The 23,681-nt window shown below is 69.3% G+C and carries 24 protein-coding genes, 1 tRNA gene and 1 other RNA gene; 15 read left to right on the forward strand and 11 right to left on the reverse strand.

The window, feature by feature from the left end; genetic code table 11:
• Positions 1-28 precede the first annotated feature (28 nt).
• Positions 29-2,875, forward strand: a complete 2,847-nt coding sequence (gene secA / locus ACK8GG_RS04555) for a preprotein translocase subunit SecA (RefSeq protein ID WP_440348078.1) — start codon at positions 29-31, stop codon at positions 2,873-2,875.
• A 150-nt stretch (positions 2,876-3,025) separates the two neighbouring features.
• Here secA and ACK8GG_RS04560 read toward each other — a convergent pair whose 3' ends face one another.
• Positions 3,026-3,646, reverse strand: coding sequence for an Rv3235 family protein (locus ACK8GG_RS04560; RefSeq protein WP_440348077.1), 621 nt, complete (start codon positions 3,644-3,646; stop codon positions 3,026-3,028).
• A 151-nt stretch (positions 3,647-3,797) separates the two neighbouring features.
• Positions 3,798-4,025, reverse strand: coding sequence for a helix-turn-helix domain-containing protein (locus ACK8GG_RS04565; protein WP_440348076.1), 228 nt, complete (start codon positions 4,023-4,025; stop codon positions 3,798-3,800).
• A gap of 150 nt (positions 4,026-4,175) precedes the next feature.
• Here ACK8GG_RS04565 and ACK8GG_RS04570 point away from each other — a divergent pair, with 150 nt between their 5' ends.
• On the forward strand, positions 4,176-4,694 hold the full coding sequence (locus tag ACK8GG_RS04570; protein ID WP_440355603.1) for a DUF6912 family protein: 519 nt from the start codon (positions 4,176-4,178) through the stop codon (positions 4,692-4,694).
• Here the strand turns inward: ACK8GG_RS04570 and ACK8GG_RS04575 are convergent.
• Positions 4,684-5,676, reverse strand: a complete 993-nt coding sequence (locus ACK8GG_RS04575; protein ID WP_440353980.1) for a hypothetical protein — start codon at positions 5,674-5,676, stop codon at positions 4,684-4,686. The genes ACK8GG_RS04570 and ACK8GG_RS04575 overlap by 11 nt on opposite strands.
• 457 nt (positions 5,677-6,133) lie before the next feature.
• On the opposite strand from ACK8GG_RS04575, the gene ACK8GG_RS04580 reads away from it, so the two are divergent.
• The 6 genes from ACK8GG_RS04580 to ssrA all read left to right on the forward strand — a co-directional run bounded on the left by ACK8GG_RS04580 (position 6,134) and on the right by ssrA (position 10,733).
• Positions 6,134-6,649, forward strand: a complete 516-nt coding sequence (locus ACK8GG_RS04580) for a PadR family transcriptional regulator (protein WP_440348073.1) — start codon at positions 6,134-6,136, stop codon at positions 6,647-6,649.
• A 150-nt stretch (positions 6,650-6,799) separates the two neighbouring features.
• Positions 6,800-7,921, forward strand: coding sequence for a peptide chain release factor 2 (gene prfB / locus ACK8GG_RS04585; RefSeq protein WP_440348072.1), 1,122 nt, complete (start codon positions 6,800-6,802; stop codon positions 7,919-7,921).
• A gap of 117 nt (positions 7,922-8,038) precedes the next feature.
• Complete coding sequence (gene ftsE / locus ACK8GG_RS04590; RefSeq protein WP_440348071.1) at positions 8,039-8,719, forward strand: cell division ATP-binding protein FtsE; 681 nt, start codon at positions 8,039-8,041, stop codon at positions 8,717-8,719.
• A 69-nt stretch (positions 8,720-8,788) separates the two neighbouring features.
• Positions 8,789-9,664 carry a permease-like cell division protein FtsX gene (gene ftsX / locus ACK8GG_RS04595; RefSeq protein WP_440348070.1) on the forward strand — a complete coding sequence of 292 codons (876 nt, stop codon included), beginning with the start codon at positions 8,789-8,791 and terminating at the stop codon, positions 9,662-9,664.
• Between the two features lie 113 nt (positions 9,665-9,777).
• The gene (gene smpB, locus ACK8GG_RS04600) at positions 9,778-10,257 is read left to right on the forward strand and encodes an SsrA-binding protein SmpB (RefSeq protein ID WP_440348069.1); all 480 of its coding nucleotides are present in this window, start codon (positions 9,778-9,780) and stop codon (positions 10,255-10,257) included.
• A 99-nt stretch (positions 10,258-10,356) separates the two neighbouring features.
• Positions 10,357-10,733, forward strand: a transfer-messenger RNA (tmRNA) gene (ssrA, locus tag ACK8GG_RS04605).
• An 80-nt stretch (positions 10,734-10,813) separates the two neighbouring features.
• On the opposite strand, the gene ACK8GG_RS04610 is transcribed toward ssrA, so the two are convergent.
• Positions 10,814-11,539: an ABC transporter permease gene (locus ACK8GG_RS04610; protein WP_440348068.1), complete on the reverse strand. Its 726-nt coding sequence runs from the start codon at positions 11,537-11,539 to the stop codon at positions 10,814-10,816.
• Positions 11,536-12,267 carry an ABC transporter ATP-binding protein gene (locus tag ACK8GG_RS04615; RefSeq protein WP_440348067.1) on the reverse strand — a complete coding sequence of 244 codons (732 nt, stop codon included), beginning with the start codon at positions 12,265-12,267 and terminating at the stop codon, positions 11,536-11,538. The genes ACK8GG_RS04610 and ACK8GG_RS04615 overlap by 4 nt, the downstream gene beginning before the upstream one ends.
• Before the next feature lie 291 nt (positions 12,268-12,558).
• On the opposite strand from ACK8GG_RS04615, the gene ACK8GG_RS04620 reads away from it, so the two are divergent.
• The 3 genes from ACK8GG_RS04620 to ACK8GG_RS04630 all read left to right on the forward strand — a co-directional run bounded on the left by ACK8GG_RS04620 (position 12,559) and on the right by ACK8GG_RS04630 (position 13,923).
• Complete coding sequence (locus ACK8GG_RS04620) at positions 12,559-12,954, forward strand: hypothetical protein (RefSeq protein ID WP_440348066.1); 396 nt, start codon at positions 12,559-12,561, stop codon at positions 12,952-12,954.
• A gap of 214 nt (positions 12,955-13,168) precedes the next feature.
• Entirely contained in the window at positions 13,169-13,759 is a 591-nt protein-coding gene (locus tag ACK8GG_RS04625) for a YqgE/AlgH family protein (protein ID WP_440349184.1), read from the forward strand.
• A 91-nt stretch (positions 13,760-13,850) separates the two neighbouring features.
• Positions 13,851-13,923: transfer RNA gene (locus ACK8GG_RS04630), tRNA-Ala, on the forward strand.
• 276 nt (positions 13,924-14,199) lie between these two features.
• Here the strand turns inward: ACK8GG_RS04630 and ACK8GG_RS04635 are convergent.
• The gene (locus ACK8GG_RS04635) at positions 14,200-14,379 is read right to left on the reverse strand and encodes a hypothetical protein (RefSeq protein ID WP_440355604.1); all 180 of its coding nucleotides are present in this window, start codon (positions 14,377-14,379) and stop codon (positions 14,200-14,202) included.
• A 476-nt stretch (positions 14,380-14,855) separates the two neighbouring features.
• Here ACK8GG_RS04635 and ACK8GG_RS04640 point away from each other — a divergent pair, with 476 nt between their 5' ends.
• Positions 14,856-15,347: an excalibur calcium-binding domain-containing protein gene (locus ACK8GG_RS04640; protein WP_440355685.1), complete on the forward strand. Its 492-nt coding sequence runs from the start codon at positions 14,856-14,858 to the stop codon at positions 15,345-15,347.
• Here ACK8GG_RS04640 and ACK8GG_RS04645 read toward each other — a convergent pair.
• Together ACK8GG_RS04645 and ACK8GG_RS04650 are read right to left on the reverse strand one after the other, a co-directional pair.
• On the reverse strand, positions 15,344-15,808 hold the full coding sequence (locus ACK8GG_RS04645) for a hypothetical protein (RefSeq protein WP_440355605.1): 465 nt from the start codon (positions 15,806-15,808) through the stop codon (positions 15,344-15,346). The two genes, ACK8GG_RS04640 and ACK8GG_RS04645, sit on opposite strands and share 4 nt — an antisense overlap.
• Positions 15,809-16,001: 193 nt before the next feature.
• Positions 16,002-16,439: a peptidase inhibitor family I36 protein gene (locus ACK8GG_RS04650; protein WP_440355606.1), complete on the reverse strand. Its 438-nt coding sequence runs from the start codon at positions 16,437-16,439 to the stop codon at positions 16,002-16,004.
• 24 nt (positions 16,440-16,463) lie between these two features.
• On the opposite strand from ACK8GG_RS04650, the gene ACK8GG_RS04655 reads away from it, so the two are divergent.
• Both ACK8GG_RS04655 and ACK8GG_RS04660 read left to right on the forward strand, forming a co-directional pair.
• Positions 16,464-16,814, forward strand: coding sequence for a hypothetical protein (locus ACK8GG_RS04655; protein WP_440355607.1), 351 nt, complete (start codon positions 16,464-16,466; stop codon positions 16,812-16,814).
• Positions 16,811-17,467 (forward strand): class I SAM-dependent methyltransferase, encoded by a 657-nt coding sequence (locus ACK8GG_RS04660; protein ID WP_440355608.1) that lies wholly within the window; start codon positions 16,811-16,813, stop codon positions 17,465-17,467. The genes ACK8GG_RS04655 and ACK8GG_RS04660 overlap by 4 nt, the downstream gene beginning before the upstream one ends.
• A gap of 45 nt (positions 17,468-17,512) precedes the next feature.
• Here the strand turns inward: ACK8GG_RS04660 and ACK8GG_RS04665 are convergent, their stop codons facing one another.
• Positions 17,513-18,541: a CU044_5270 family protein gene (locus tag ACK8GG_RS04665; protein WP_440355609.1), complete on the reverse strand. Its 1,029-nt coding sequence runs from the start codon at positions 18,539-18,541 to the stop codon at positions 17,513-17,515.
• On the reverse strand, positions 18,538-19,047 hold the full coding sequence (locus ACK8GG_RS04670; protein WP_440355610.1) for an RNA polymerase sigma factor: 510 nt from the start codon (positions 19,045-19,047) through the stop codon (positions 18,538-18,540). The genes ACK8GG_RS04665 and ACK8GG_RS04670 overlap by 4 nt, the downstream gene beginning before the upstream one ends.
• Before the next feature lie 251 nt (positions 19,048-19,298).
• Here ACK8GG_RS04670 and dnaE point away from each other — a divergent pair, with 251 nt between their 5' ends.
• On the forward strand, positions 19,299-22,841 hold the full coding sequence (gene dnaE / locus ACK8GG_RS04675) for a DNA polymerase III subunit alpha (RefSeq protein ID WP_440348058.1): 3,543 nt from the start codon (positions 19,299-19,301) through the stop codon (positions 22,839-22,841).
• A gap of 46 nt (positions 22,842-22,887) precedes the next feature.
• On the opposite strand, the gene ACK8GG_RS04680 is transcribed toward dnaE, so the two are convergent.
• On the reverse strand, positions 22,888-23,502 hold the full coding sequence (locus ACK8GG_RS04680; RefSeq protein ID WP_440355611.1) for a putative glycolipid-binding domain-containing protein: 615 nt from the start codon (positions 23,500-23,502) through the stop codon (positions 22,888-22,890).
• Positions 23,503-23,681: the final 179 nt, after the last annotated feature.

The following is a 23,681-nucleotide window of genomic DNA, read 5'->3' on the forward strand; positions in this document are numbered from 1 at the left end:
GCAGACTGTCCTAGGGGAGCGTTGATCCGTGTCGATTCTGGAAAAGGTCCTTCGCGCCGGCGAAGGCCGTATGGTGCGTCGGCTCAAGGCGATCGCCGCCGCCGTCAATTCGCTGGAGGACGACTACGTCGATCTCAGCGACGCTGAACTTCGGGCCCTCACGGAGCAGTACCGGGAGCGGATCGCCGACGGCGAGACCCTCGACGACCTCCTGCCGGAGGCGTTCGCCACCGTCCGGGAGGCGGCCGGCCGGGTGCTCGGGCAGCGCCACTACGACGTGCAGATCATGGGCGGGGCGGCCCTTCACTTCGGCAACATCGCCGAGATGAAGACCGGTGAGGGCAAGACCCTGACCTCGGTGCTGCCGGCCTACCTCAACGCGCTCGCCGGCAAGGGCGTGCACGTGGTGACCGTCAACGACTACCTCGCCGAGCGTGACGCGGCCTGGATGGGCCGGGTGCACGAGTTCCTCGGGCTGACCGTCGGTGTGATCCTGCCGAACCGGCCCGCCTCGGAGCACCGCGCGGCGTACGAGTGCGACATCACCTACGGCACGAACAACGAGTTCGGCTTCGACTACCTGCGCGACAACATGGCGTGGTCGAAGGAGGAGCTGGTCCAGCGCGGTCACCACTTCGCCATCGTCGACGAGGTCGACTCGATCCTCATCGACGAGGCCCGTACGCCGCTGATCATCTCGGGCCCGGCCGAGCACTCCGCCCGCTGGTACGGCGAGTTCGCCAAGCTGGTCGACCGGATGCAGCCCGGCAAGGACGGCGAGGGCGACTACGAGGTCGACTACGCCAAGCGGACCATCGCGGTCACCGAGCGCGGCGTCGCCAAGGTCGAGGACCGGCTCGGCATCGACAACCTCTACGAGTCGGTGAACACCCCGCTGGTCGGCTACCTGAACAACGCCATCAAGGCCAAGGAGCTGTTCAAGCTCGACAAGGACTACATCGTCAACGACGGTGAGGTCCTGATCGTCGACGAGTTCACCGGCCGCATCCTGCACGGCCGGCGGTACAACGAGGGCATGCACCAGGCCATCGAGGCCAAGGAGGGCGTGGCGATCAAGCAGGAGAACCAGACGCTCGCCTCGATCACCCTGCAGAACTACTTCCGCCTCTACGAGAAGCTCTCCGGCATGACCGGTACCGCCCAGACCGAGGCGGGCGAGTTCAACAAGGTCTACAACGTCGGTGTGGTCTCGATCCCGACGTACCGGGACATGGTCCGGATGGACCGCCCGGACGTGATCTACAAGACCGAGCGGGCGAAGTTCAACGCGGTCGTCGAGGACATCGTCGAGCGGCACCAGATCGGTCAGCCGGTCCTGGTCGGCACGGTCTCGGTGGAGAACTCCGAGGTCCTGTCCCAGATGCTGCGGCGCCGGGGGATCCCGCACGCGGTGCTGAACGCCAAGTTCCACGCCCGGGAAGCCGAGATCGTCGCCCAGGCCGGCCGTAAGGGCGCGGTCACCGTCGCCACCAACATGGCCGGTCGTGGCACCGACATCCTGCTCGGCGGCAACCCCGAGTACCTCGCCGCCAACGAGCTGCACCAGCGCGGTCTGAGCCCGGAGGAGCAGCCGGAGGAGTACGCCAAGGCGCTCGAAGAGATCCTGCCCAAGTGGAAGCAGGCCTGCGACGTGGAGGCGGAGGAGGTCGCCGAGGCCGGCGGGCTCTACGTCCTCGGCACCGAGCGGCACGAGTCCCGGCGTATCGACAACCAGCTGCGGGGCCGTTCCGGCCGGCAGGGTGACCCGGGTGAGTCGCGCTTCTACCTGTCGTTGCAGGACGAGCTGATGAAGCGCTTCCGTGCCGGCGCGGTCGAGGCGGTGATGGAGCGCTTCAACATCCCGGAGGACGTGCCCATCGAGTCGAAGATGGTCACCCGCCAGATCAAGAACGCCCAGGCGCAGATCGAGGGCCAGAACGCCGAGGTCCGCAAGAACGTCCTCAAGTACGACGAGGTCCTCGACAAGCAGCGCAAGGTCGTCTACGCCGAGCGGCTGCGGGTGCTCAACGGCGAGGACCTCTCCGACCAGGTCCAGAACATGATCGACGACGTCGTCTCGGCGTACGTCACGGGCGCCACGGCGGAGGGCTACGCCGACGACTGGGATCTGGACCAGCTCTGGGGCAGCCTCAAGCAGCTCTACCCGGTCGGCTTCACCATCGAGGAGCTGATCGAGGAGGTCGGTGGCGAGCGGGGCGGAATCGACGCCGACTTCCTGCTCGCCCGGCTGCGCGAGGACGCCCAGACGGCGCTGCGCAACCGCGAGGAGGAGCTGGGCAGCGAGGCGATGCGGCAGTTGGAGCGCATGGTGCTGCTGCAGGTCATCGACCGCAAGTGGCGCGAGCACCTCTACGAGATGGATTACCTCAAGGAGGGCATCAACCTGCGGTCGTACGCCCAGCGCGACCCGGTTGTGGAGTACCAGCGCGAGGGCTTCGACATGTTCGCCACCATGATGGACGGCATCAAGGAGGAGACGGTCGGCTTCCTGTTCAACCTGGACGTCCAGGTGGAGGAGCAGCAGCCCGCGGAGGCCGAGGCGGAGACGCCGAAGCTGCTGGAGCAGCCGGTCGAGGTCCGGGCCAAGGGGCTGTCGCGTCCGGCTCAGCCGCAGGGCCTGCAGTACTCGGCGCCGGTGATCGACGGGGCCGCGGGCAGCGGTGCCGTCGCGGTGGAGCGGGCCGAGGAGCAGGCGCCCGCGCTCGGGCTCGGTGGCCCGACCCCGCCGCAGGCCCGTCGGGCCGCCGCGCCCGGCCAGGTGGTCGGCGGGGGCGGTCCGTCCCGCAACGCCCCGTGCCCCTGCGGTTCGGGCCGCAAGTACAAGCGCTGCCACGGCGCGGCGAACAACGACTGACAGTCGACTGACAGCGCGGTCCCGGCAGGAGTCCTCTCCGGCCGGGACCGCTGCTTTGTGCCCCTGTTTCCGCTCGGCGGGCGTGGACCGGGCCGGTCGGAGCCGCCCGGCTGGTCGGAGCAGCCCGGCCACTCGGAGCTGTCCGGCCGGTCAGAGCAGTTGCAGGACCGTGCCGACCCAGGTGCCGGCGTGCCGTTCCAGTCGCAGGGCCAGAGCGAGGCTGTTGCCGTTGGTGCTGTGGGCCAGCACCGCGGCGATCTCGACGGCGCCGGGGCGGGGCTCACAGACCCGCACCCGGCGTACCCGTAGCTGGGCGCGGGTGGTCCGGCGCCCGACGGGCCGGAACCGGCCGGCCGCGGCGTCGAGGCGGGCGGTGATGAGCCGGGTGTCGGCCGGACGGGTGAGCGGGCGGATCTGGGTGACCGGCCGGAAGCCGTTGATGATCTCCAGGCAGGTGGCGACGTAGCGCTGGGCCGCACGGGTCGCCTCGGCGCTCGCCCCGGTGTACGGCGCGGGTGGAGGGCCGGGCGCGGGTGGCCGCGACGGGCTGGGGCGACTGCTGCCGCCGGGCCGGTTGCCGGCGCGGCCGTGCGGGCGCTGCATCGCCCCGGTCAGGTCCAGCGGGAGCTGGCGGGCACCGGGGGCGAGCCAGTGCGCCGGGGCGATGTCGTCGGCGTAGGGCGGGTCGAGCGGCGGCACCGGGCGCAGCCGTACTGCGGGACGCTCGGGGCGTACTGCGGGACGCTCGGGTGCGCTGCCGGCACTGACCACGACCAACCTCCGGTGTCTCGCGCGGACCCGCCGGTGGCGGGGTGACTGCCCCGCAACCCGTCCGATCCTTGCGTTTGCTTTCGTTTGCCTCCGACTGAACCCATTAGTAGCGAACGATTCGTTCCTGGTCAATGCCTTGGCGGCTGGGCGACTACTCCGATTCGCGCTCGATGAGCGGATTTCCCGCCACCCACTCGGCGGTTTCGGTGTATTTGCGCTCGATGTACGCTTCGAGCTGCACCCGCTCGACCCGCCACTGCCCCCGGCCGCCGATCTTGATCGCGGGCAGTTCGCCGCTGCGTACCATGTGGTAGACCTGCGAGTCCGACACGTTCAACTCGGCGGCCACATCGGACAGCAGCAGGAACCTGGATTCCACGAAAGAGCTCCCGTTGGGTAAGCGCGTTTGGCTCAGTTTGCCACCGACGACCTCGTCATAGGCACTGGCCGCGAGGCGGATTTCCCGACGGGGGTGACCGGCGGACGAACGGGCGCGGTCGCACCGCGCCGAGGGGAGCGGGAGACAGGCATGGCCAAGCAACTGGTCCGGGTCTACGTACCGGCCACCGTGCCGATGCTGCGCGCGCTGCGCGACGAGGGTGTTCTGCCGGTCAGCGGCGCCCACGCCGTGACCGCCGCGCTGCGCGAGTGGTACGCCGAGGGCGACGAGGAGGAACTGGAGTACGTCGCCTTCACCCGCGCCGCCCAGGACGCCCTGCGCCTGCTGCACGACGATCCGCAGGCACCGCCGCGCCGGGCTGTCGTCTCGGCCGACCTCTCCCCGGACGCCGTCGGTCTCGGTGGCGGTGAGCTCGGCACCAGCGACGTCTCACTCCGTGCGCCGGTGCCGCTGCGGTCGGTCGCCGCCCTGCACGTCGACTCCGCCGACGCCGAGGCCGACGTCCGGGCCGCCGTCGCGGTGGTTGCGGCCGCCGACGCCGGCGACGCCGACGCGGAGTTCACCGTCGACGGCGTCGAGGACCACGAACTCGAGTGGTATGACGCCAGTGAGCTGGAACTGCTGCTGCGCGCGGCGGTCAGCGACTGACCGCGGCGCTCTCCTGTGCCTCGTCCTCGGGGTGCCGCTTCGGTTCGAGGGTGCGACCGTAGGCGATGACGGCGGCGAGCGCCCCGACGAAGAGCACGATGATCGCGTGGTCCCAGCGGGAGCCGCCGATTACGCGCTGCACGATGCTGTCGGCCTCACTGAGGCTGCCGGCGACGTCGAGGATGCTGCGGCCACCGAACTGGGTGATCGCCTCGGCGATCAGCAGCAGCAGGCCGGTCCCGGCGCCCGCCAGCAGGTACGGCGGCAGCCCGAGGGTCTTGCTGTGCGCCTGCGCGCGCCGCAGCGACCAGCGCAGGTAGGCGAAGACCACCAGCCCGGCCGCGAGTCCGGCAGCGAGCGAGGAGGTCCGCGAGACCCACTGTGCGGCGGCGACCTGGGACTCCTGGGTCTCGCCGGCGCCGAAGAGCGAACGCAGGTTGTCGGTGAAGAGGCTCAGCACGAGCACCATCAGGTAGGCGGTGAGCGTGCCGGCGGCGACGGCGCCGGCGGCCGGGGTGAGCAGGAACCCGGCGACCGCGCCGCCGATGGTCGCGGCGGCGACGGTGGTGCCGGCGAGCACCATGTTGGCGGTGCCGGAGTAGTACGTGAAGTGCACGGTGAGCGCGGCGACGGTGCCGACCAGCAGGCCCGCGCCGGTGGCGGCGAGGAACCTGGTGGAGGCGTTCGTGCGGCCGCGCCGTACGAGCAGGTTGCTCGCCAGCAGGCCGGCGCCGAGGCCGGCCACCAGCGCGCCCTGGGCCAGGACCGGCACGGCGTTGGCGGCGACGGTGATGGCGATTTCGGCGAACTCGGCGCCGCGCAGCTGCGCCCGGGCCGACCAGATCATCGCGCCGAGCCAGCCGAGGGTGAGCAGGGCGAGGCCGACCGCAGCCGGGGCGGTCAGGCCGGCCGGGTCGCGGACCGGGCGCGAGCCGGGCGAGCCCGTGCCCGCAGTGGTGCTGGAGCCAGCCTCGTTCGTCATCGTCTCCCCTTCGCCCGCGGCGCCTCCACCGCGGCGCCGGGCCGGGGGAGGGCGGTGCGCGCGTCGCAGCGCACCGGTCATCCAGGGTACGCGGGGCGCCGTGCGCCTCCGGGTGGCCCCGCGTCGCCCGGCCGGCTGCCCACGGCGTGCCGAAGGAATCCGTTCTGCCCGCTGATGTCGCGACTCGCCGTTGTTGTCCGCGCTGGGGGTGAATGACGCGAATGGTTCTCGCTGATTTCGGCGTTGGGCTGCGGACACCCGCCGACTTGATCAATAAATGGTCCCGTCAAGAACGGTGGTACCACTGATGCCGATGTGAACTCTGGGGCGGAAATCGGGCGATAGATAGGTCTTCCCGAATGGACTGTCGGCCTCTGACAGTGCACAAAGGAACACGTCGGCGCGGATCTGGCGAATTCCTGGACGCTGTGGCGCGCAAGATGGCAGCGTATTGGACATGGCAGATACCGAAATCAACCCCACCGCCGCCGCGCTGCTGGGGCTCCTCCACGAAGGTCCGATGACCGGCGGTCAGCTGATGGCCGCGGCCGAGCGGCGGCTGGCTCCGTACTGGTCGATGACGCGCAGCCAGGTGTACCGGGAGCTACCGGGCCTGGCGGAGCAGGGACTGGTCCGGCTCGGAAAACCCGGCCCCCGGTCCAGCCAGCCGTACGCGCTCACCGCTTCCGGAAAACGAACATTCTCGCGATGGCTCAGCGAGATGCCCGGCCGGGACACCATTCGCAACCCGGTCGCGCTGCGGGTGGCATTCGGCAACCTGCACTCCGACACCCAGCTGCGCAACCTCTACGAGACCGCCCAGCAATACCACACCGAGGCGCTCGCGGCCGTACGCGATCAGGTGAAGGCGGCGAAGAAGGAAGGCGAGACGTACGACGCCAGTGCGCTCGAATTCGCCGCCGGCTACCACAAGGCCGCGCTCGCCTGGCTCAAGACCGCACCGCGCCGCTGATGATCCGGATCCGACTCCGGGTCCGGATCGTCCCAATCGGTGGTGTTCGGTGCCATACGGGCGATCCTGCGGCGCTCGGCGGCGCCCTCGCCGGGCCCGCAGCGGATGGAGATGACCGCTCCCGCGCAGCGGACAGTATTCTTGCCTGTTGTGACCGCTGACGAGTTTTCCGACCAGCTCAACGATCTTGACGCCACCCTCCGGAACATCGAGGCCGTGCTCGACATCGACCGGCTGCGCCAGGACAAGGTGCGCCTCGAGGAGCAGGCCTCCGCGCCGGACCTCTGGGACGATCAGGCGCGTGCCCAGGAGGTGACCTCCAAGCTGTCGTACGTCAACGGCGAGATCGCGAAGCTCGAAGGGCTGCGCGGCCAGCTCGACGACACCCGGGTGCTGATGGAGCTCGCCGAGGCCGAGGACGACGGCGGCGTGCTGGACGAGGTCGGCGCCGAGATCACCCGGCTGACCAAGGCCATCGACGAGATGGAGGTCCGCACCCTCCTCTCCGGCGAGTACGACTCCCGGGAGGCGCTGGTCGCCATCCGGGCCCAGGCCGGCGGCGTCGACGCCGCGGACTTCGCCGAGATGCTGATGCGGATGTACCTGCGCTGGGCCGAGCGCCACGGCTACCCGACGGAGGTCTACGAGACCTCCTACGCCGAGGAGGCGGGCCTGAAGTCCGCCACCTTCACCGTCAAGGCGCCCTACGCCTTCGGCACGCTCAGCGTCGAGTCCGGTACGCACCGGCTGGTGCGGATCAGCCCCTTCGACAACCAGGGCCGCCGGCAGACCAGCTTCGCCGGCGTGGAGGTGCTCCCGGTCACGGAGCAGACCGACCACATCGAGATCCCGGAGAACGAGATCCGCGTCGACGTCTACCGCTCCTCCGGCCCGGGTGGACAGAGCGTCAACACCACCGACTCGGCGGTGCGGCTGACCCACATCCCGACCGGGATCGTCGTCACCTGCCAGAACGAGAAGTCGCAGCTGCAGAACAAGGCCTCCGCGATGCGGGTGCTCCAGTCCCGGCTGCTGGAGCGCAAGCGCCAGGAGGAGCAGGCCGAGCTGGACAAGTACCGCGACAACGGCGGCGGTTCCTGGGGCGAGCAGATGCGCTCGTACGTGCTGCACCCGTACCAGATGGTCAAGGATCTGCGAACCGAGTACGAGACCGGCAACCCCACGGGCGTCTTCGACGGCGACCTCGACGGCTTCATCGAGGCCGGCATCCGGTGGCGCAAGCAGCAGCAGATGGCGGCCGACAACGCGTGACCGACGGCGTACAGCCGGTTCGTCTATGCGCCGGCTGTACGTCGGATTGATGATCCACGGCGGCGTGGGTGCTCTCTCGACTTGGCGTTTTCTTTTCACGGCGTAGACTCACCACCCGTGATTCAGCTTGAGCAAGTGACGAAGACGTACCCGAAGGCGTCCCGGCCATCGCTCGACGAGGTGTCGGTCTCGATCGAGAAGGGCGAGTTCGTCTTCTTCATCGGCCCGTCCGGGTCCGGAAAGTCGACCATCATCAAGCTGCTGTTGCACGAGGTGTCCCCGAACAAGGGACGGGTCGTCGTCAACGGCAAGGACGTGACCTCGATGCGCTCCTGGAAGCGCCCGCACTTCCGGCGTTCGATCGGTTGTGTCTTCCAGGACTTCCGGTTGCTGCCCAACCGCACCGCATTCGAGAATGTCGCGTTCGCGCTCGAGGTGATCGGCAAGACCAAGGCCGTGGCGCGCCGGGTCGTCCCGGAGGTGCTGGAACTGGTCGGACTCGGCGGCAAGGAGCACCGCTACCCGCACGAGCTCTCCGGTGGTGAGCAGCAGCGAGTCGCGGTGGCACGGGCGTTCGTGAACCGGCCGCTGATCCTGCTCGCCGACGAGCCGACCGGAAACCTGGACCCCGACACCTCCATCGAGATCATGCGTCTGCTGGACCGGATCAACCGCACCGGCACGACGGTCGTCATGGTCACGCACGACTCCAACATCGTGAATCAGATGCGCCGTCGCGTCATCGAGATCGAGAGCGGCCGCATCGTGCGAGACCAGGCCCGTGGTGTCTACGGCTGAGGCGACTCCGCCCGCCGCCCGCCGAACTGACGACACCCACCTCCGCGGAGATCCGGAAGGAACCCCCCGATGCGCATGAAATACGTCCTGTCCGAGGTGATGGTCGGACTGTGGCGAAACGTGACGATGACCGTCGCCATGGTCATCACGATGGCCGTCTCTCTGACCATGCTCGGCGCCAGCGGTCTGATGTACCGCCAGGTCGACAACATGAAGAGCACCTACCTCGAGAACATCGAGGTCTCGATCTTCCTCGCGAACGACGTCACCGAGGAGCAGCGCCTCGGCCTGCAAGGTCAGATCGAGGCCGACCCGCTGGTCAAGGACCTGCTGTACGAGGACCGCGAGGAGGCGTACGCGCGGTTCCAGGAGCAGTTCGCCGACGCGCCGGACCTGGTGAACGTGGTGGGCGAGGACGCGCTGCCCGAGTCGTTCCGGATCAGCCTCAACGACCCGGAGCAGTACCAGCAGATCTTCGACCGCTACAAGGATGCCGAGGGGGTCGACAAGATCGTCGACCAGCGCCGGCTGCTCGACAAGATCTTCGGCATCATCAACTCGATTCAGGGCGTGGCGCTGGCCGCCTCCCTGGTGATGGCGGTCGCGGCGTTGATGCTGGTCGCGAACACCATCCAGGTGGCCGCGTACAGCAAGCGCCGTGAGGTCGCGGTGATGAAGCTGGTCGGCGCCTCGAACTGGTTCATTCAGGCGCCGTTCGTACTGGAGGCGGTGGTCGCGGGTCTGGTGGGTGCGCTCATCGGCTTCGGTGCGCTGGCCGGGGCGAAGACCCTGCTGCTCGACGGCTCGCTACGGGATCTCAACGAGCTGCTGACCCCGATCGGCTGGGGCGACGTGCTGCTGATGCTGCCGCTGATGGCCGGCGCCGGTGCGCTCGTCAGCGCCATCACGGCCTGGGTGACGCTCCGGTTCTACCTGCGCGTCTAGTTGCCCGTACGCGGCACCGGGGCTCGCCGACACCGTGAAAAGCGGTGTCGGTGGGCCCCTGTCGTCGGGGTAGCATGATCAGGATCATCCGGGCAGCGGAAGGAGGAGCATCGATGCCACGGGAAAAGGGGCGCAAGGTGGTCGCCTCCAACCGCAAGGCCCGCCACGACTACGCCATCCTCGACACGTACGAGGCGGGCATGGTGCTGACCGGCACCGAGGTCAAGTCGCTGCGCGCCGGCCGGGCGAACATGGTGGACGCCTTCGCCCAGGAGCGCGACGGCGAGATATACCTGCACAATCTGCACATTCCCGAGTACACCCAGGGGACGTGGACCAACCACGAGCCGCGGCGTACCCGCAAACTGCTGCTCAACCGCGTCGAGATCAACAAGCTGCTCGGCAAGGTACGCGAGACCGGGCTGACCCTGGTGCCGCTGCAGGTCTACTTCTCCGACGGCTGGGCCAAGGTGGAGATCGGCCTGGCCAAGGGTAAGAAGTCGTACGACAAACGGCAGGATCTTGCCAAACGGGACGCCGACCGGGAAATCGCCCGGGTGGTGGGCCGTCGCGGCAAGGGCATGCGGGACTGACCTGCACCGACCGGGCCCGCGCCGGGCCGGACGGAGCCGGGAAGAATCCGCTTGCGCGAGGCGTTATCCTGGGAGACGCTGCGACAGGCAGCACTACGAGGGGGTGACTGGTTTCGACTTCGTACGTTGCGTCAGGGGAAGCGAGCCGAGGAAGCCGACGTCGTCTCGAGAATCGTTCGTCGGAAAACAATAAGCGCCAAGAACACTCGCGCTGACTTCGCTCTCGCCGCCTGAGGCGAGTAGCTAAGTCTGTCGGCCTGGGAACGCCTTCGTCCCAGTCAGCCGGCATCAGCTAGGAGGCTGGCCAATCGGACCCGGTCACGGGGTCCGTGCGGCGAGATTAATCAGTGACTGGGCCCGTCACACCGACTCGCTCGCGTGATCGGAGGGGCCGAGCAGAGGCACAGCGAGCTGCGCTCGGAGAAGTCCTGACAAACCGGCGAAGGACCCGGGTTCGATTCCCGGCACCTCCACCAGTGAGCACCGCCCCGGACCACCAGGTCCGGGGCGGTGCTGTTTCTCGGGGAAGGGGCCCGGAACGAGGGACCGGACCGGCTCAGGCCTGGGACTGGCGGCGGAAGAGGGCGATGGCGCCGGCGAAGACCGGCAGGGCGTACCCGAGGCACCAGAGCAGATGCGGCACGACCGCGCCGAAGTCGCCGGCGACGGCGAGGCGGGTCGCCTCCACGGCGTGCACGAAGGGCAGCAGGTTCGCGATGGTCTCGAAAGTCCCGCCGATCAGGCTCAGCGGAAACCAGGTGCCGCTCAGCAGCGTCGCCGCGTTGATCAGGATCGACCCGACACCGCCGACCTGTTCGACGGTGAAGACGGCGCCGAGTAGCAGTCCGAAGCCGACGAAGAGCACGCCCACCGGGACCAGCACCAGGAGCGCCACCAGCACGTTCGCGGTGACCGGCAGCCCGACGAAGAAGGCGGCGATCAGGCAGATCGCGCTCTGCGCCACGGCGATCAGCGTCATCGGCAGGGTGTAACCGGCGATCGAGTCGGCTGCGGTCAGCGGCGAGGCGCGCAGCCGGGTCAGGAAAGAACTGCGCCGGTCGCCGGCGAGGAGCGTGCCCGTGAAGATGGTGATGAAGGAGAGGCTGAGCACCGCGATGCCCGGTCCGAAGAGCCCGATCGCGAAGGCCTCGTTCGGCACGTTGTCGTTGATGGCCGAGAGCAGGAAGAGCAGCACGAGCGGCAGCCCGATCATCAATAGCGGCGAGAGAGGATCCCGCAGCAGCTCCTTGCCGTTGCGCCCGGCGAAGACCAGCGCCCTCACGGCTGCTCACCGCTCTCGGTCAGGGCCAGGAATGCCTCCTCGAAGGCGGCCGTGCCGGTGAGCTGCTTCAGCTCCTCGGCGGTGCCCAGCGCCCGCAGCCGCCCGGTGTGCATGATTCCGATCCGGTCCGCCAACGCCTCGGCCTCCTCCAGGTAGTGCGTGGTCAGCACCACCGTCGTGGATCCCTTGATCGACTCAAGGACCCGCCACAGGTCCCGGCGGGCGCGTACGTCGAGACCGAGCGTCGGCTCGTCCAGGAAGACGATCCGCGGCCGGGTGATCAGTGCCATGCCCAGGCTCAGCCGCCGCTGCAGGCCGCCGGAGAGGGACCTCGCCTTCTCGGTTGCCCGGTCGGTCAGGTGCAGCTGCTCCAGCAGTTCCGCCGTACGGCTGCGGGCCTCGCCCTTTGGGCAGCCGTAGATACGGGCGATCAGCTCCAGGTTCTCCGCGACCGAGAGCTTCGGCGCGACCGCCGTCTCCTGCGGCGACAGATTGATCTTCTGCTTCACCGCAGCCGGATCGGTCCGGATGCTGTCGCCGAGCAGGACCGCGTCCCCGCTGGTCGGGGCGAGCAGGCAGCAGAGCATCTTGATCGTCACGGTCTTACCGGCGCCGTTGGGGCCGAGCAGCGCGAAGAGTTCCCCATCGGCGATGGAGAGGGTGAGGTCGTCCACCGCCCGGCGCGCGCCGAAGTCCTTGGTCAGATTGCTGATCCGGATCGCGGTCATGGTTCTCTCTCCGGTTTCCGCCGCGCGGCGGCCAGGGCGTCGGCGGCCTGCTCTCCACGTTGTCACCCCCAGCTGTGCGAGGTGGCCGGTTCCGGCCGGGTCAGGGGTCTGATCCGGTCCCCCTGGCATCTCGCCACGCTCGACCTGCGCCGGACCGCCCAGCTGTCCCCAGGTCCGTTTTGGGTGGCTAACTCCGGCTGTGCAGCATGGGAGGCAGTTGGGGGCAGCCGTGGACATCCTGGGCGCCACGGACGACCATCAGCTCATGCGTTGACAGCGGTGGAGGTGGTCATGGACCTTTCGCGGGACGTCCACACCTTCCGCCACGCCCTCGCCGCCCCCGCCGAAGACCCGCTCTGGCGGCACCGCCTGCACAGCCGGGTGCACGAGCTGCGGTACGGCTTCGGCCTGCACCGCAGACTCACCGAAGGCCCGGCCGGCCTCTACGCCGAGGTGCTCGGCAGCGCGCCACGGCTGACCCACGCCATCGCGCTGCTCACCCGCGAACACCTCGCCGTCCACGCCGCGCTGCTCGCCTTCCAGCGGCGCGTCGCCCGCCCCGAGGCCGCCGTCCACGAGCTGCGTGAGCGGGGCGACGAACTCTGCGACGGGCTGACCCAGCACCGCCGGCGTGGCGCGGAGCTGCTGCACCAGGCGTACCAGATCGATCTCGGCGGGGAGACCTGAGCCGTGCCGGGCGACGAGGCCACACTCCGTCCCGGGCAGGCATTACACGCGGGGCGCTGCCCTTCGCGGTCGCCCCGAAGGCGGGTTATCGTGCCAGGCATGACGTTGGGCACTCGCGTGATCTCGGCGTACCGGGCTCGACCGGTGCGTTCCGTCCCGGCCGCTGGGGACAGCAGCCGGCGACCCGAGGTGCGAGGCTGACGCGGTGTACGGCATGCAGGGAGAGGGGCAGGCGATCGGGGGGCCGTCCATGGAGTCGATGGCCGGGCGGTTGCTCGTCGCCACACCGGCGCTGAAGGATCCCAACTTCGACCGTACTGTCGTGCTGCTCGTCGCCCACGAACCCGGAGGCGCGCTCGGGGTCGTGCTCAACCGGGCCACCGAGGTGGCCGTCGCCGACGTGCTCGCCGACTGGGGCGGCCTGGCTCGCGACCCGGCGGTGCTCTTCGAGGGCGGCCCGGTGCAGCCCGACTCGGCCATCTGCCTGGCCCGCATCCGCAACCCCATGCAGCGGATCAAAGGCTTCCACCAGGTCTCCGGGGCCGTCGGCACGCTCGACCTCTCCGTCGACCCGGAACGGCTGCGGGAGTCGGTGTCCGGCATCCGGGTCTTCGCCGGCTACTCCGGCTGGGGCACCGGGCAGCTCGAGGAAGAGATCAAGGAAGGCTCCTGGTTCGTGCTGGACGCGCTGCCCGGGGACGCCTTCGTCGACCGCCCCGAGGATCTGTGGGCCATGGTGCTGCGCCGCCAGGGTGGGCTGATGGCCGCCGTGGCGATCTTCCCGCCGGACGCCACCCTCAACTAGGAGTAGTCCGGGGGAGGGGGGTACCCGGATGACGATCTCCGGGGGCATGTGTATTATTTCGCAGGTGCCCGGGCGACCGGGACAACCGTAAGGGGCCGTGGCGCAGCTGGTAGCGCACCACACTGGCAGTGTGGGGGTCAGGGGTTCGAGTCCCCTCGGCTCCACCTTACAAAACCCCAGGTCAGCCTGGGTGTTACAGCGAAGATCGCCGATCCGTGAGGGTCGGCGATTTTGCTTTGGGTACACCGTGGGTGCACGGGTTGGGTGCACGGGCAATCCCGGGGCGTGTCGCAGCGCCGCCCGTCCGACCGCACGTTCTCCATTGTTCCTGTGCTGCGCGAGGGTTGGAGGCCGGCTGCCTCCCGCCGCTCACGGGATCCACCCGCGTCGGCCCGTGCCCGCCCTGGTGGGGCGGGAGGGCGTCGGTCAGACGGGGCGCGTCAGGACGGAGCCGATATGGCTGACCGCCGACGAAGTTCGTCATCGCCAGCCGGAACAGCTCGCTTTTCGCGGGCGTACGCGGGGGCGCCTTCGTGGGTGCGGATGGTGGCGACCTGTTCGGTACCCAGCGGGCAGTTGCGGTCGAACCGTCGCCGGTCGACGATGTTGAACTTCGCCATGGGATGGGCCTTCGCGTCGCGTGTGCGGGGTGGTGCACGCACGGAGCCCGGCAAGGTGAACCGAGAAGAGGTCGGACGAACTGACGAGTGCTCTGCCAGTTGAGCTTCGTCGAGGCCTTGGCCTCGACGACAGGACTCGAACCTGCAACCACCACTTTGAGAGAGTGAAGTAAGCCCGCCCTGCGCAGCGATGTCGTACCGGTCCCCGTGCGTGCTGCCAGCCGAGGAATGGTCGGCCGAGACGTTCGCACTCCAAGTGGAGTAGCCCCGGCCTGCGCATCGGCTGGCTCGGTCAACGCTAGGGGGCCACGGGCGCCGGGCGCGCGCCGATGTGGACTGGGCCACAGGGTTTCTGCGGCCGTCGATGCGACATCGGCCGATCAATGCCCGAAGGCAACGATCATCATCCATAGGCTGGCTGTTTATGGGATGCCCGGGCCGCCCTGCTGCCCGCCATCGTGGTGGACGTGCCGAAAATGCCCACCCCCGCCCCGCCCGCCAACCTCACGCCCGAGCAGCTGAGCCGGCGCAAGCGCATCAACGCCGTCCTGCTGTCCGGAATCGCGCTGATGCTGTGCTGCTGCGGCGGTGTACTGCTGTTGGGCGACAGCGACGAAGCCGAGCAGCCGCCGCCGCAGCAGCAGCCCGCCGGCGGCGTGAGTGCCTCGCCGAGCGCGGACCCTTCGCCGTCGCTTGAGCCGACTCCCACGGCCCGGCTCGGTGAGGTGTCGTCGTCGCCGCGGCCCACCGCCGGCAGCCGGCCGTCGCCGACCCGCTCGCCGCGTCCCACCGTGCCGCGCACCAGCACGCCGCCGCGCCCCGAACCGACCCGGGCGGATCCGCCGAGCGTGTACTACGCCAACTGCGACGCGGTGCGCGCCGCCGGCGCCGCCCCGCTGTACGCCGGGGAACCCGGGTATTCGCTGAAGCTGGACCGCGACAAGGACGGGGTGGCCTGCGAGACCTAGGCCTGTCCGGCGCGCGCGGCCAGCACCTCACGCCCGGCTTCCAGCGCTTCGATCTCGGCGGCGGTGGGCGCCTCGGCGAGCTCCCCGGTGTTGGCGATCAGCTTCCGCAGGCTGTCGGCCCGGTTGACGTTGAGACGCCCGAACTCCTCCACGGCCAGCACCACGTATGCGCTGGGCTGGACCTCGGACAGCTCGTCGGCGGCCTTGGTGAGCTCGCCGGGGTCGGTGACCAGGCGCACCCCGTAACGACGCAGGCCGGCTGGCGACCGGCCCTGCAATGCCCGCACCCGGTCCAGGCGCAGGTCGTGGACCTGCTCGTCGGCGAGGGCTTTCTGGGCGCGTTGCCGGGCCCGCCAGTCGCCCATGCCGGCGGTGCCGCCGACGACTGCGGCCAGGGCGAGGGCGAGGGTGCTGAAGTCGCCGGCGATGCTGGCGGCGCTGTATCGCTCCGCCAGCACCATCGATGTCCTCGCCCAGGTCAGCCGCATGGGCCGGCGGCAGGTGCCGGCCGATCTGGCCGCCAACGGCATCATCCCGGCGCGGGAAGGCGGCCGCGACGACGGCTCCCTGGCCGGCTCGTAGGCTGTCGGCCGCGAATCGCCGTCGATGCTCTCCTCCGAGGACGGCGGTCACACCAGCAGCGGCCCCGCCTGGTCAGGCGGGGCCGCGGCGGGGGGGGGGCGGAGTGGGTCGGGGCGGCGGGTGGCTGCCGGCGGGGCGGGTTTGGTACAGGGAGCTGATCTTGTCGCGAGCTGCGACAACGAAGTTCGAGCCGCTGGTGCTGTGCGGGTGGGATACCCAGTGCGTTCCCTCTTTGTAGGCACCCTCGTAGAGGTCAAAGGTGTGTCCGCTGCGGTTCCAGTGGCTCTTCGAGTTGTTGTTCATGCCCTGGGGGCCGATGCTGTCGCCGAGGTTGGCGTCGCCCTTCACGAAGTACGCCATGACTCCGGTGCCGTTGAGGCCGGTGAAGAGGCAGTACCGGATTTGCGGGCAGCGGGCGTACCCGGTCGCCGCGGACGCGGGTCCCGCCACGGTGAGCACCAACGCTGCCGCGGTTGCCGTGGCCGCCGCAGCGCCCAGCAGACGTCTCATTCGCATTTGTCTCCCTTGTGGTCGGTGCCGCTCGAAGGCGGGATCGAAAATTATCAGCGCCGAGTCGGCGGCCACAAGACACTCACCGCGCTAAATGATCAACGGTTTGTCCAGAAGGTTTGGCCGATCGTCGCTAGCATCGGCGCAGGACCAGCCGCATTTGTTGCCCCACGGCGCAGGCCGGACCTGGTGGTGCGGGAGCGGGTGCGCGCCCAGTTGCGTGCCGCCTGGGCCGAGCGCGAGGTCAACGCCGAGCAGCGCTTGGCCTGTTCGATGCCGCAGCGGTCGGAGCAGCACGAGCCCGCCATGCGGTTGGTGGCCACGAAACCTTGTGCCATGACGCCGGTGCCGGCTGCGGGTACGGTGCCGAGGTGAGCGCAGACACCGCCGGGGCTTCGTACGGGTCGGTCCGGGACGCCTACGACACCGTCGCCGAGGATTACGCAGCGCTGCTTCCCGACACCCGCGCCGAGGCGGCACTGGATCTCGCGATGATCGATGCCTTCGCCGCTGCCGTCGGCAAGGGCGCCCGGGTGCTCGACGCCGGCTGCGGCGCCGGGCGGATGAGCCGCTACCTCGCCGGACGCGACGTGGCAGTCGAAGGCGTCGATCTCTCGCCGGGCATGGTCGCCCGGGCGCGGCGGGATCATCCGGACATCACCTTCTCGGTCGGCTCGATCGCCGATCTCCCGTACCGGGCGGGCTCCTTTGATGGGGTGATGCTCTGGTACTCGACCATTCACACCCCACCGCCGGATCAGCCCCGGATCTACCAGGAGGTACGCCGGGTGTCGCGCCCCGGCGGTCATTTGCTTGTCGGCTTCCAATCGGGCGAAGGCGTCCACGACGCGGCGCCCAGTTACCGCCGGTACGGGCACGATGTCACGCTGGTCCGTCATCTCTTCACCGCCGACGAGGTGTCGGGGTGGTTGACCGCCGCCGGATTCCACGAGGAGTGCCGCCTGGTCCGCCGTCCGGCGGGGGTCTACCCCGACGACCAGGCATTCTTGATCGCGCGCGCCGGCTGACACCTAGTGGGACCGCCTCGGCGCCAAGGCGGCATTGAGTGCGGGTTACCCGTTCGTGTCGGGGCGGCGGTCCTGGGCGAGGTAGAGCACGTAGGAGAAGACCGCCGGCGCCTGTACGGGCAGCTTCTCCGGCTTGCGCAGGAAGATCGACTCGTAGGCCAGGAGCCAGCCGGTGCGCTGGTCGAAGATCAGCAGGTCGCGGGTGCCGTGGTCCTGCGAGTCGACGCTGACAGCGAGTCCTTCGCGGCCGAGTCTGTCGGTGACGGTGCCCCGCAACAGCACCTTGTCGGTGCGGGCGAGCAACCGCAACGCCGCGACGCGTACGTCCCGGTCGACCGCTGCCCAGCGATACAGATCGGCGATTCCCCGGGCCGTCGACACCGCAGGGTCTCCGAGCGGCTGGTGGCCGTACAGCACCTGGGCGAGGTTGCCGGGGGTCGGTTCGGTGAGGCTGAACGCCAGTTGCCCCGCGGCGTACGTTTCCGCCGTTGGTGTTCGCCGTGCCGCGACTGCGAGCAGGGTGGGGGCGTCGGGCAGTTCGTCGAGGTCCGACGGGCCGAGGGTGACCGTGGCGCGTTTGCCGGAGCCGTCGGCGGCCCGCCAGACGGAGATCACCTGAGGCAGGATCGCCGCCGTCGTGCCGCTTTCGCCGGAGGAGAAGTCCAGAGACCATTGGGCGACCTGTACGAAGCTGACGGGGCCGCTGCGGGGTGGTGCCGGTTCGGCCTGCTTCTCGACGGAGGCGGCGAGCCGCAGCAGGGTGTCGCGGGCCGCGGGCGCGCCGGTGTCGTACTGCAGCCGAAGCGGCGGTGGGGTCGCGGCGAACACCGGCGCGGGTGCGCCGGTTACCTGCACGATCACCGCACCCGTCACGCACGCGGCCACGCCGACGGCCACGGCGCCAAGGGCCGCTCGGCGTCGCCACCGGCGGCCGAGCTGCGCCGTCATTCGACCGGCCCCATCCAGTGCCGGGCCGCCTTGCATGGCCGCCCAGTCGATCTGCGGCGTCGACGGCCAGTCGGTGATGTCACGGACCGGGTCGAGATCCTTCAACAGCTCACTGCTCCGTCTCATAGCGCGCCTCCACGGACAGATGTCGGGACCGGGCGGACGCGGACCGGCGGCGGGGTGTCCATCAGTTGGTGAAGTCGCCGCCGGGCCCGGAACAACCGGACCCCGGCGGCCGTCCGGCTGCACCCCAGGACCTGCGCCACCGCGGCCAGGTCGAGTTCCTCCCACGTCACCAGGCGCAGGATTTCGCGGTCCGGCTCCGAGAGCCTGATGAACGCCTGACGCAGGTCCTGCGCGAGGCTGACCGCGTCGAACCCGCCGTCTTCGGCCCCCGCGTCGGTGGACTCCGCGACGGGCACGGTGACAGGGCGTGCACGCCGCGTGCGCCAGTGGTCAGCCAGCACCCTGCGGGCGATCCCGTACAACCAGGGTGCTGCCGGCTCCGGCGCGTCCCGGCGGCGGCGCCACGCCACCACGAACGTCTCCTGCGTCAATTCCCGCGCGTACTCAAGATCGCCTAGTCGCCGGTAGCAGTAGCGCAGCACCAGCTGGTGGTGCGCGGCGTACATCCGCTCGAACGCCCTGTGCTCACCCTGGTCAACCCCCACTGGTCGCCTCCATCCCTACTGACTACTCATGGCGTCGGTCGGGCTGGTGTTACAGGTCGAGGCGGATTCTCGTCCCGTGCGCCCCAGGCCGGCGCAGCCGCCGGGCGCGCCGATGCCGACCTCGTCACGACACGGGCCACCGGAGTCGCGGCGCGGGGCCGGCGCGGCTTAGGGTCTTCAGGGGCAAGTCGGCGTGCGGTCGGGGGAGACGAGTGGGCGATCAGTTCGTGCATCTGCACGTACACAGCGAGTACTCGATGCTCGACGGCGCGGCCCGGCTGAAGGAGTTGTTCGCCGAGGTCAAGCGCCTGGAGATGCCGGCGGTGGCGATCACCGACCACGGCAACATGCACGGCGCGAACGACTTCTACAAGCAGGCGATGGCCTCCGGTGTGACCCCGATCGTCGGGGTGGAGGCGTACGTGGCACCGGCGTCGCGCTTCGACAAGAAGCGCATCCGCTGGGGTACCCAGGACCAGCGTTCCGATGATGTCTCCGGTGGTGGCGCGATCACCCACATGACCATGTGGGCGCAGAACAAGTCCGGCCTGAAGAACCTGTTCAAGCTCAACTCGCGGGCATCCATGGAGGGCCACTACGTCAAGTGGCCGCGCATGGACATGGACATCATCGCCGAGCACGCCGAGGGGATCATGGCCACGACGGGTTGTCCGTCGGGGGCGGTGCAGACCCGGCTGCGGCTTGGCCAGTTCGACGAGGCGCTCAAGGTCGCCGGCCAGTATCAGGACATTTTCGGCGCCGACAACTACTTCCTCGAGTTGATGGACCACGGCCTGGAGATTGAACGCCGGGTCCGTGACGGTCTGCTGGAGATCGGCCGGCGGCTGGACATCCCGCCGCTGGTCACCAACGACCTGCACTACACCCACGAGCACCAGTCGCAGGCGCACGACGCGCTGCTGGCGGTGCAGACCGGCAAGACCCTCGACGACCCGAACCGGTTCCGTTTCGACGGCTCCGGCTACTACGTCAAGACGGCGCAGGAGATGTACGCCGTCGACTCGTCGGACGCGTGGCGGCAGGGGTGCCGCAACACCCTGCTGGTCGCCGAGAAGGTCGACCCGGCGGGGATGTTCGAGTTCTACAACCTGGCGCCGCAGTTCCCGGTGCCGGCCGGCGAGACGCTGGAGTCCTGGTTCCGCAAGGAGACGTACGCCGGGCTGGAACGCCGCTTCCCCGGCGGCATCCCCGATGATCGGCGCCGGCAGGCCGAGTACGAGCTGGGCGTCATCATCGACATGGGCTTCCCCGCCTACTTCCTCGTGGTGGCCGACTTCATCGGCTGGGCGAAGGCGCAGGGCATCCGGGTCGGCCCGGGGCGTGGCTCGGCGGCGGGGTCGCTGGTGGCGTACGCGCTGGGCATCACCGACCTGGACCCGATCACCCACGGGCTGATCTTCGAGCGGTTCCTCAACCCCGAGCGTGTGCAGATGCCCGACGTCGACATCGACTTCGACGATCGGCGCCGCGGTGAAGTGATCAAGTACGTCACCGACAAGTGGGGTGAGGACCGGGTAGCCCAGATCGCCACCTTCGGCACGATCAAGGCCAAGGCGGCGATCAAGGACTCGTGCCGGGTGCTCGGTTTCCCGTACGCGCTCGGCGACAAGATCACCAAGGCGATGCCGCCGGCGGTGATGGGCAAGGACATCCCGCTGTCGGGGATCTTCGACCCGGACCACCCGCGCTACGGCGAGGCGACCGAGGTGCGCCGGCTCGCCGAGACCGAGCCCGACGTGGCCAAGGTGATGGAGGTCGCCCGCGGCCTCGAAGGCCTGGTACGCCAGCTCGGGGTGCACGCCGCCGGTGTCATCATGAGCGCCGAGCCGCTGATCGAGCACATTCCGCTGGTACGCCGCGACGCCGACGGCGCGATCATCACGCAGTTCGACTATCCGACGTGCGAGTCGCTCGGGCTGCTGAAGATGGACTTCCTCGGCCTGCGCAACCTGACGATCATCGACGACGCGGTCAACAACATCGAGGCCAACCACGGCACGAAGCTGGACCTGCTGGGCCTGCCGCTGGACGACAAGGCCACCTACGAACTGCTGGGCCGCGGCGACACCCTGGGCGTGTTCCAGCTCGACGGCACGGCCATGCGTTCGCTGCTGCGGTTGATGAAACCGGACAACTTCGAGGACATCTCGGCGGTGCTGGCGCTGTACCGGCCGGGCCCGATGGGCATGGAGTCGCACACCAACTACGCGCTGCGCAAGAACGGCCTGCAGGAGATCACGCCGATCCATCCGGAGCTGGAGGAGCCGCTGTCGGAGGTGCTCGGCACCACCTACGGCCTGATCGTCTACCAGGAGCAGGTGCAGCGCGCCGCGCAGATCCTGGCCGGTTACAGCCTCGGCGCCGCCGACAACCTGCGCCGGGCGATGGGCAAGAAGAAGAAGGAGGTCCTCGACAAGGAGTTCGTCCCCTTCCAGCAGGGCTGCCGCGAGCGCGGCTACTCCGACGAGGCGATCAAGGCCGTGTGGGACGTACTGGTGCCGTTCGCCGGCTACGCCTTCAACAAGGCCCACTCCGCGGCGTACGGCCTGGTGTCGTACTGGACCGCGTACCTGAAGGCCCACTATCCGGCCGAGTACATGGCGGCGCTGCTGACGTCCGTCGGTGACGACAAGGACAAGATGGCGCTGTATCTGGCCGAGTGCCGGTCGATGGGTGTACGGGTGCTGCCGCCGGACGTGAACACCTCCATCGGCAAGTTCGGCGCCGTCGACGGGGTGATCCGCTTCGGGTTGGGCGCGGTGCGCAACGTCGGCCACAACGTGGTCTCCGCGATCATCCGCGGGCGCGAGGAGAAGGGCCCCTACACCGGCTTCGAGGAATTCCTGATCAAGGTGGATGCGGCGGCCTGCAACAAGCGCGCCATCGAATCACTGATCAAGGCAGGAGCCTTCGACGAGCTGCCGCAGCCGCACACCCGGCTGGATCTGTTCGCCAACCACGAGGCGGCGGTCGACGCGGTGATGGGCGTCAAGCGCCAGGAGGCGATCGGCCAGGACGACCTCTTCGGCACGGTGCCCAGCATCATGCCGCAGGACGGCATCGTCGGGTTCAGCTTCGCCGCGACCGGCCGCGAGTGGGAGCGGCGCGAGAAGCTCGCCCTGGAACGGGAGATGCTCGGCCTGTACGTCTCCGATCATCCGCTGGCCGGTGCGGAGCGGATCCTGAAGGCCAACAGCGAGCAGACCGTGGCCGAGGTGCTGGCCATGGAGGACGCCGACCGCAAACCGGTGGTGCTCTGCGGCCTGATCTCCGGGGTGAACCGGCGCATCACCGCCAAGGGCGCCAGCTGGGCGATCGTGCAGCTGCAGGACCTGACCGCCAGCATCGAGGTGCTCTTCTTCCCCAAGAGCTACGAGTTCGCCGCGCCGTACCTGATCGAGGACACCGTGATCAAGGTGCAGGGCAACATCAGCGTCCGCGACGGTTCGGTCAGCGTCTTCGGTTCGGACCTGGCGATGGTCGACGTGTCGTCGGTGACGGGCAACGGGGACGCCCCGGTGGTGCTGCACGTCGCCGCCGACCGGGTCACCGAAGCGCTGATCGCCGACCTCAAAGAGGTGCTGCTGGCCCATCCGGGCAAGACGCCGCTGCAGATGCGGCTGCGCTGCCCGGGCAAGGAGATCCGCCTGGCCTTCCCCAACTACTCGGTCACCAACGACCTGGAGTTCCGCAGCGAGGCCAAGGTCGTGCTGGGGGCCGGCGGCGTCGAGTGAGCGGTGACGGTGCCGGCGTGGCGCAGCAGCGGATGCGGTGTCCGGGTCAGTGCGCCGGCTCTGGCCGCAGGCGTCGGGCCAACTCCGGGTAGTCGATGACAAGGCCGTCGGCGTCGACGGTCAGGTGGGTGCTGACGTTGCGGCTGAAGCTCGTGTACTTCACGCGCCGCTTGCCCTCGGGTGCCGCCGAGGCGTAGACCTGGTCGCTGCGGAGCACCCGCAGCGACGGAATTTCGACCCAGGCCATCACGAGGTGGGTGTCGGCGACATCCCGGTCGAGCAGCCGCAGGCGGCGGATCGGCATGGTGTTGGTGACGGGGCAGAGCGCCAGGTCGCAGTCGATCGCGCCGGCGACGGTGCCGGGGTCGTCCAGCCCTGGCTCCGGCAGATCGATTTCACCGTGCCGGGCGACGGCGGCGCACCAGTCTCCGGTCGGTGCGCGGGTCAGGTCGAGGCTGCGCGACCAGCCGAAGCCGCGGACGGTGACGTGCAGTGCGCGGGTCTGCCAGCCGTCGGCGACCTCGAGCTCCCAGTTTGTGGTGAAGGCCTCTGCGCAGGCGCCGCCGATCGCCCGCATCGACTCACCGTGCAGTTCGATGCTCGCGTTCTCGATCCGCTGTGGATCGCCGATGCCGGCCCAGGAGAGCAGACGGTGTGCCATTGACCCAGTATCACCGGGGTCTGGCCGGCGGCACCACAACCCATCTCGCCAGGCTGATCCCGGCGTCGCAGGGGCGTCACCGCTGTCCGGTCCCGCGTCGCTGAATCATGACGGTGTCATGGAGCGTGAAGACGAGCGTTGTGGCTGTCGCGGCCGAGATGGCCGCCGTGGAGTGGGAC

Source organism: Melissospora conviva, assembly GCF_049523535.1.
In the GTDB taxonomy this organism is placed as follows: Bacteria; Actinomycetota; Actinomycetes; order Mycobacteriales; family Micromonosporaceae; genus Melissospora; species Melissospora conviva.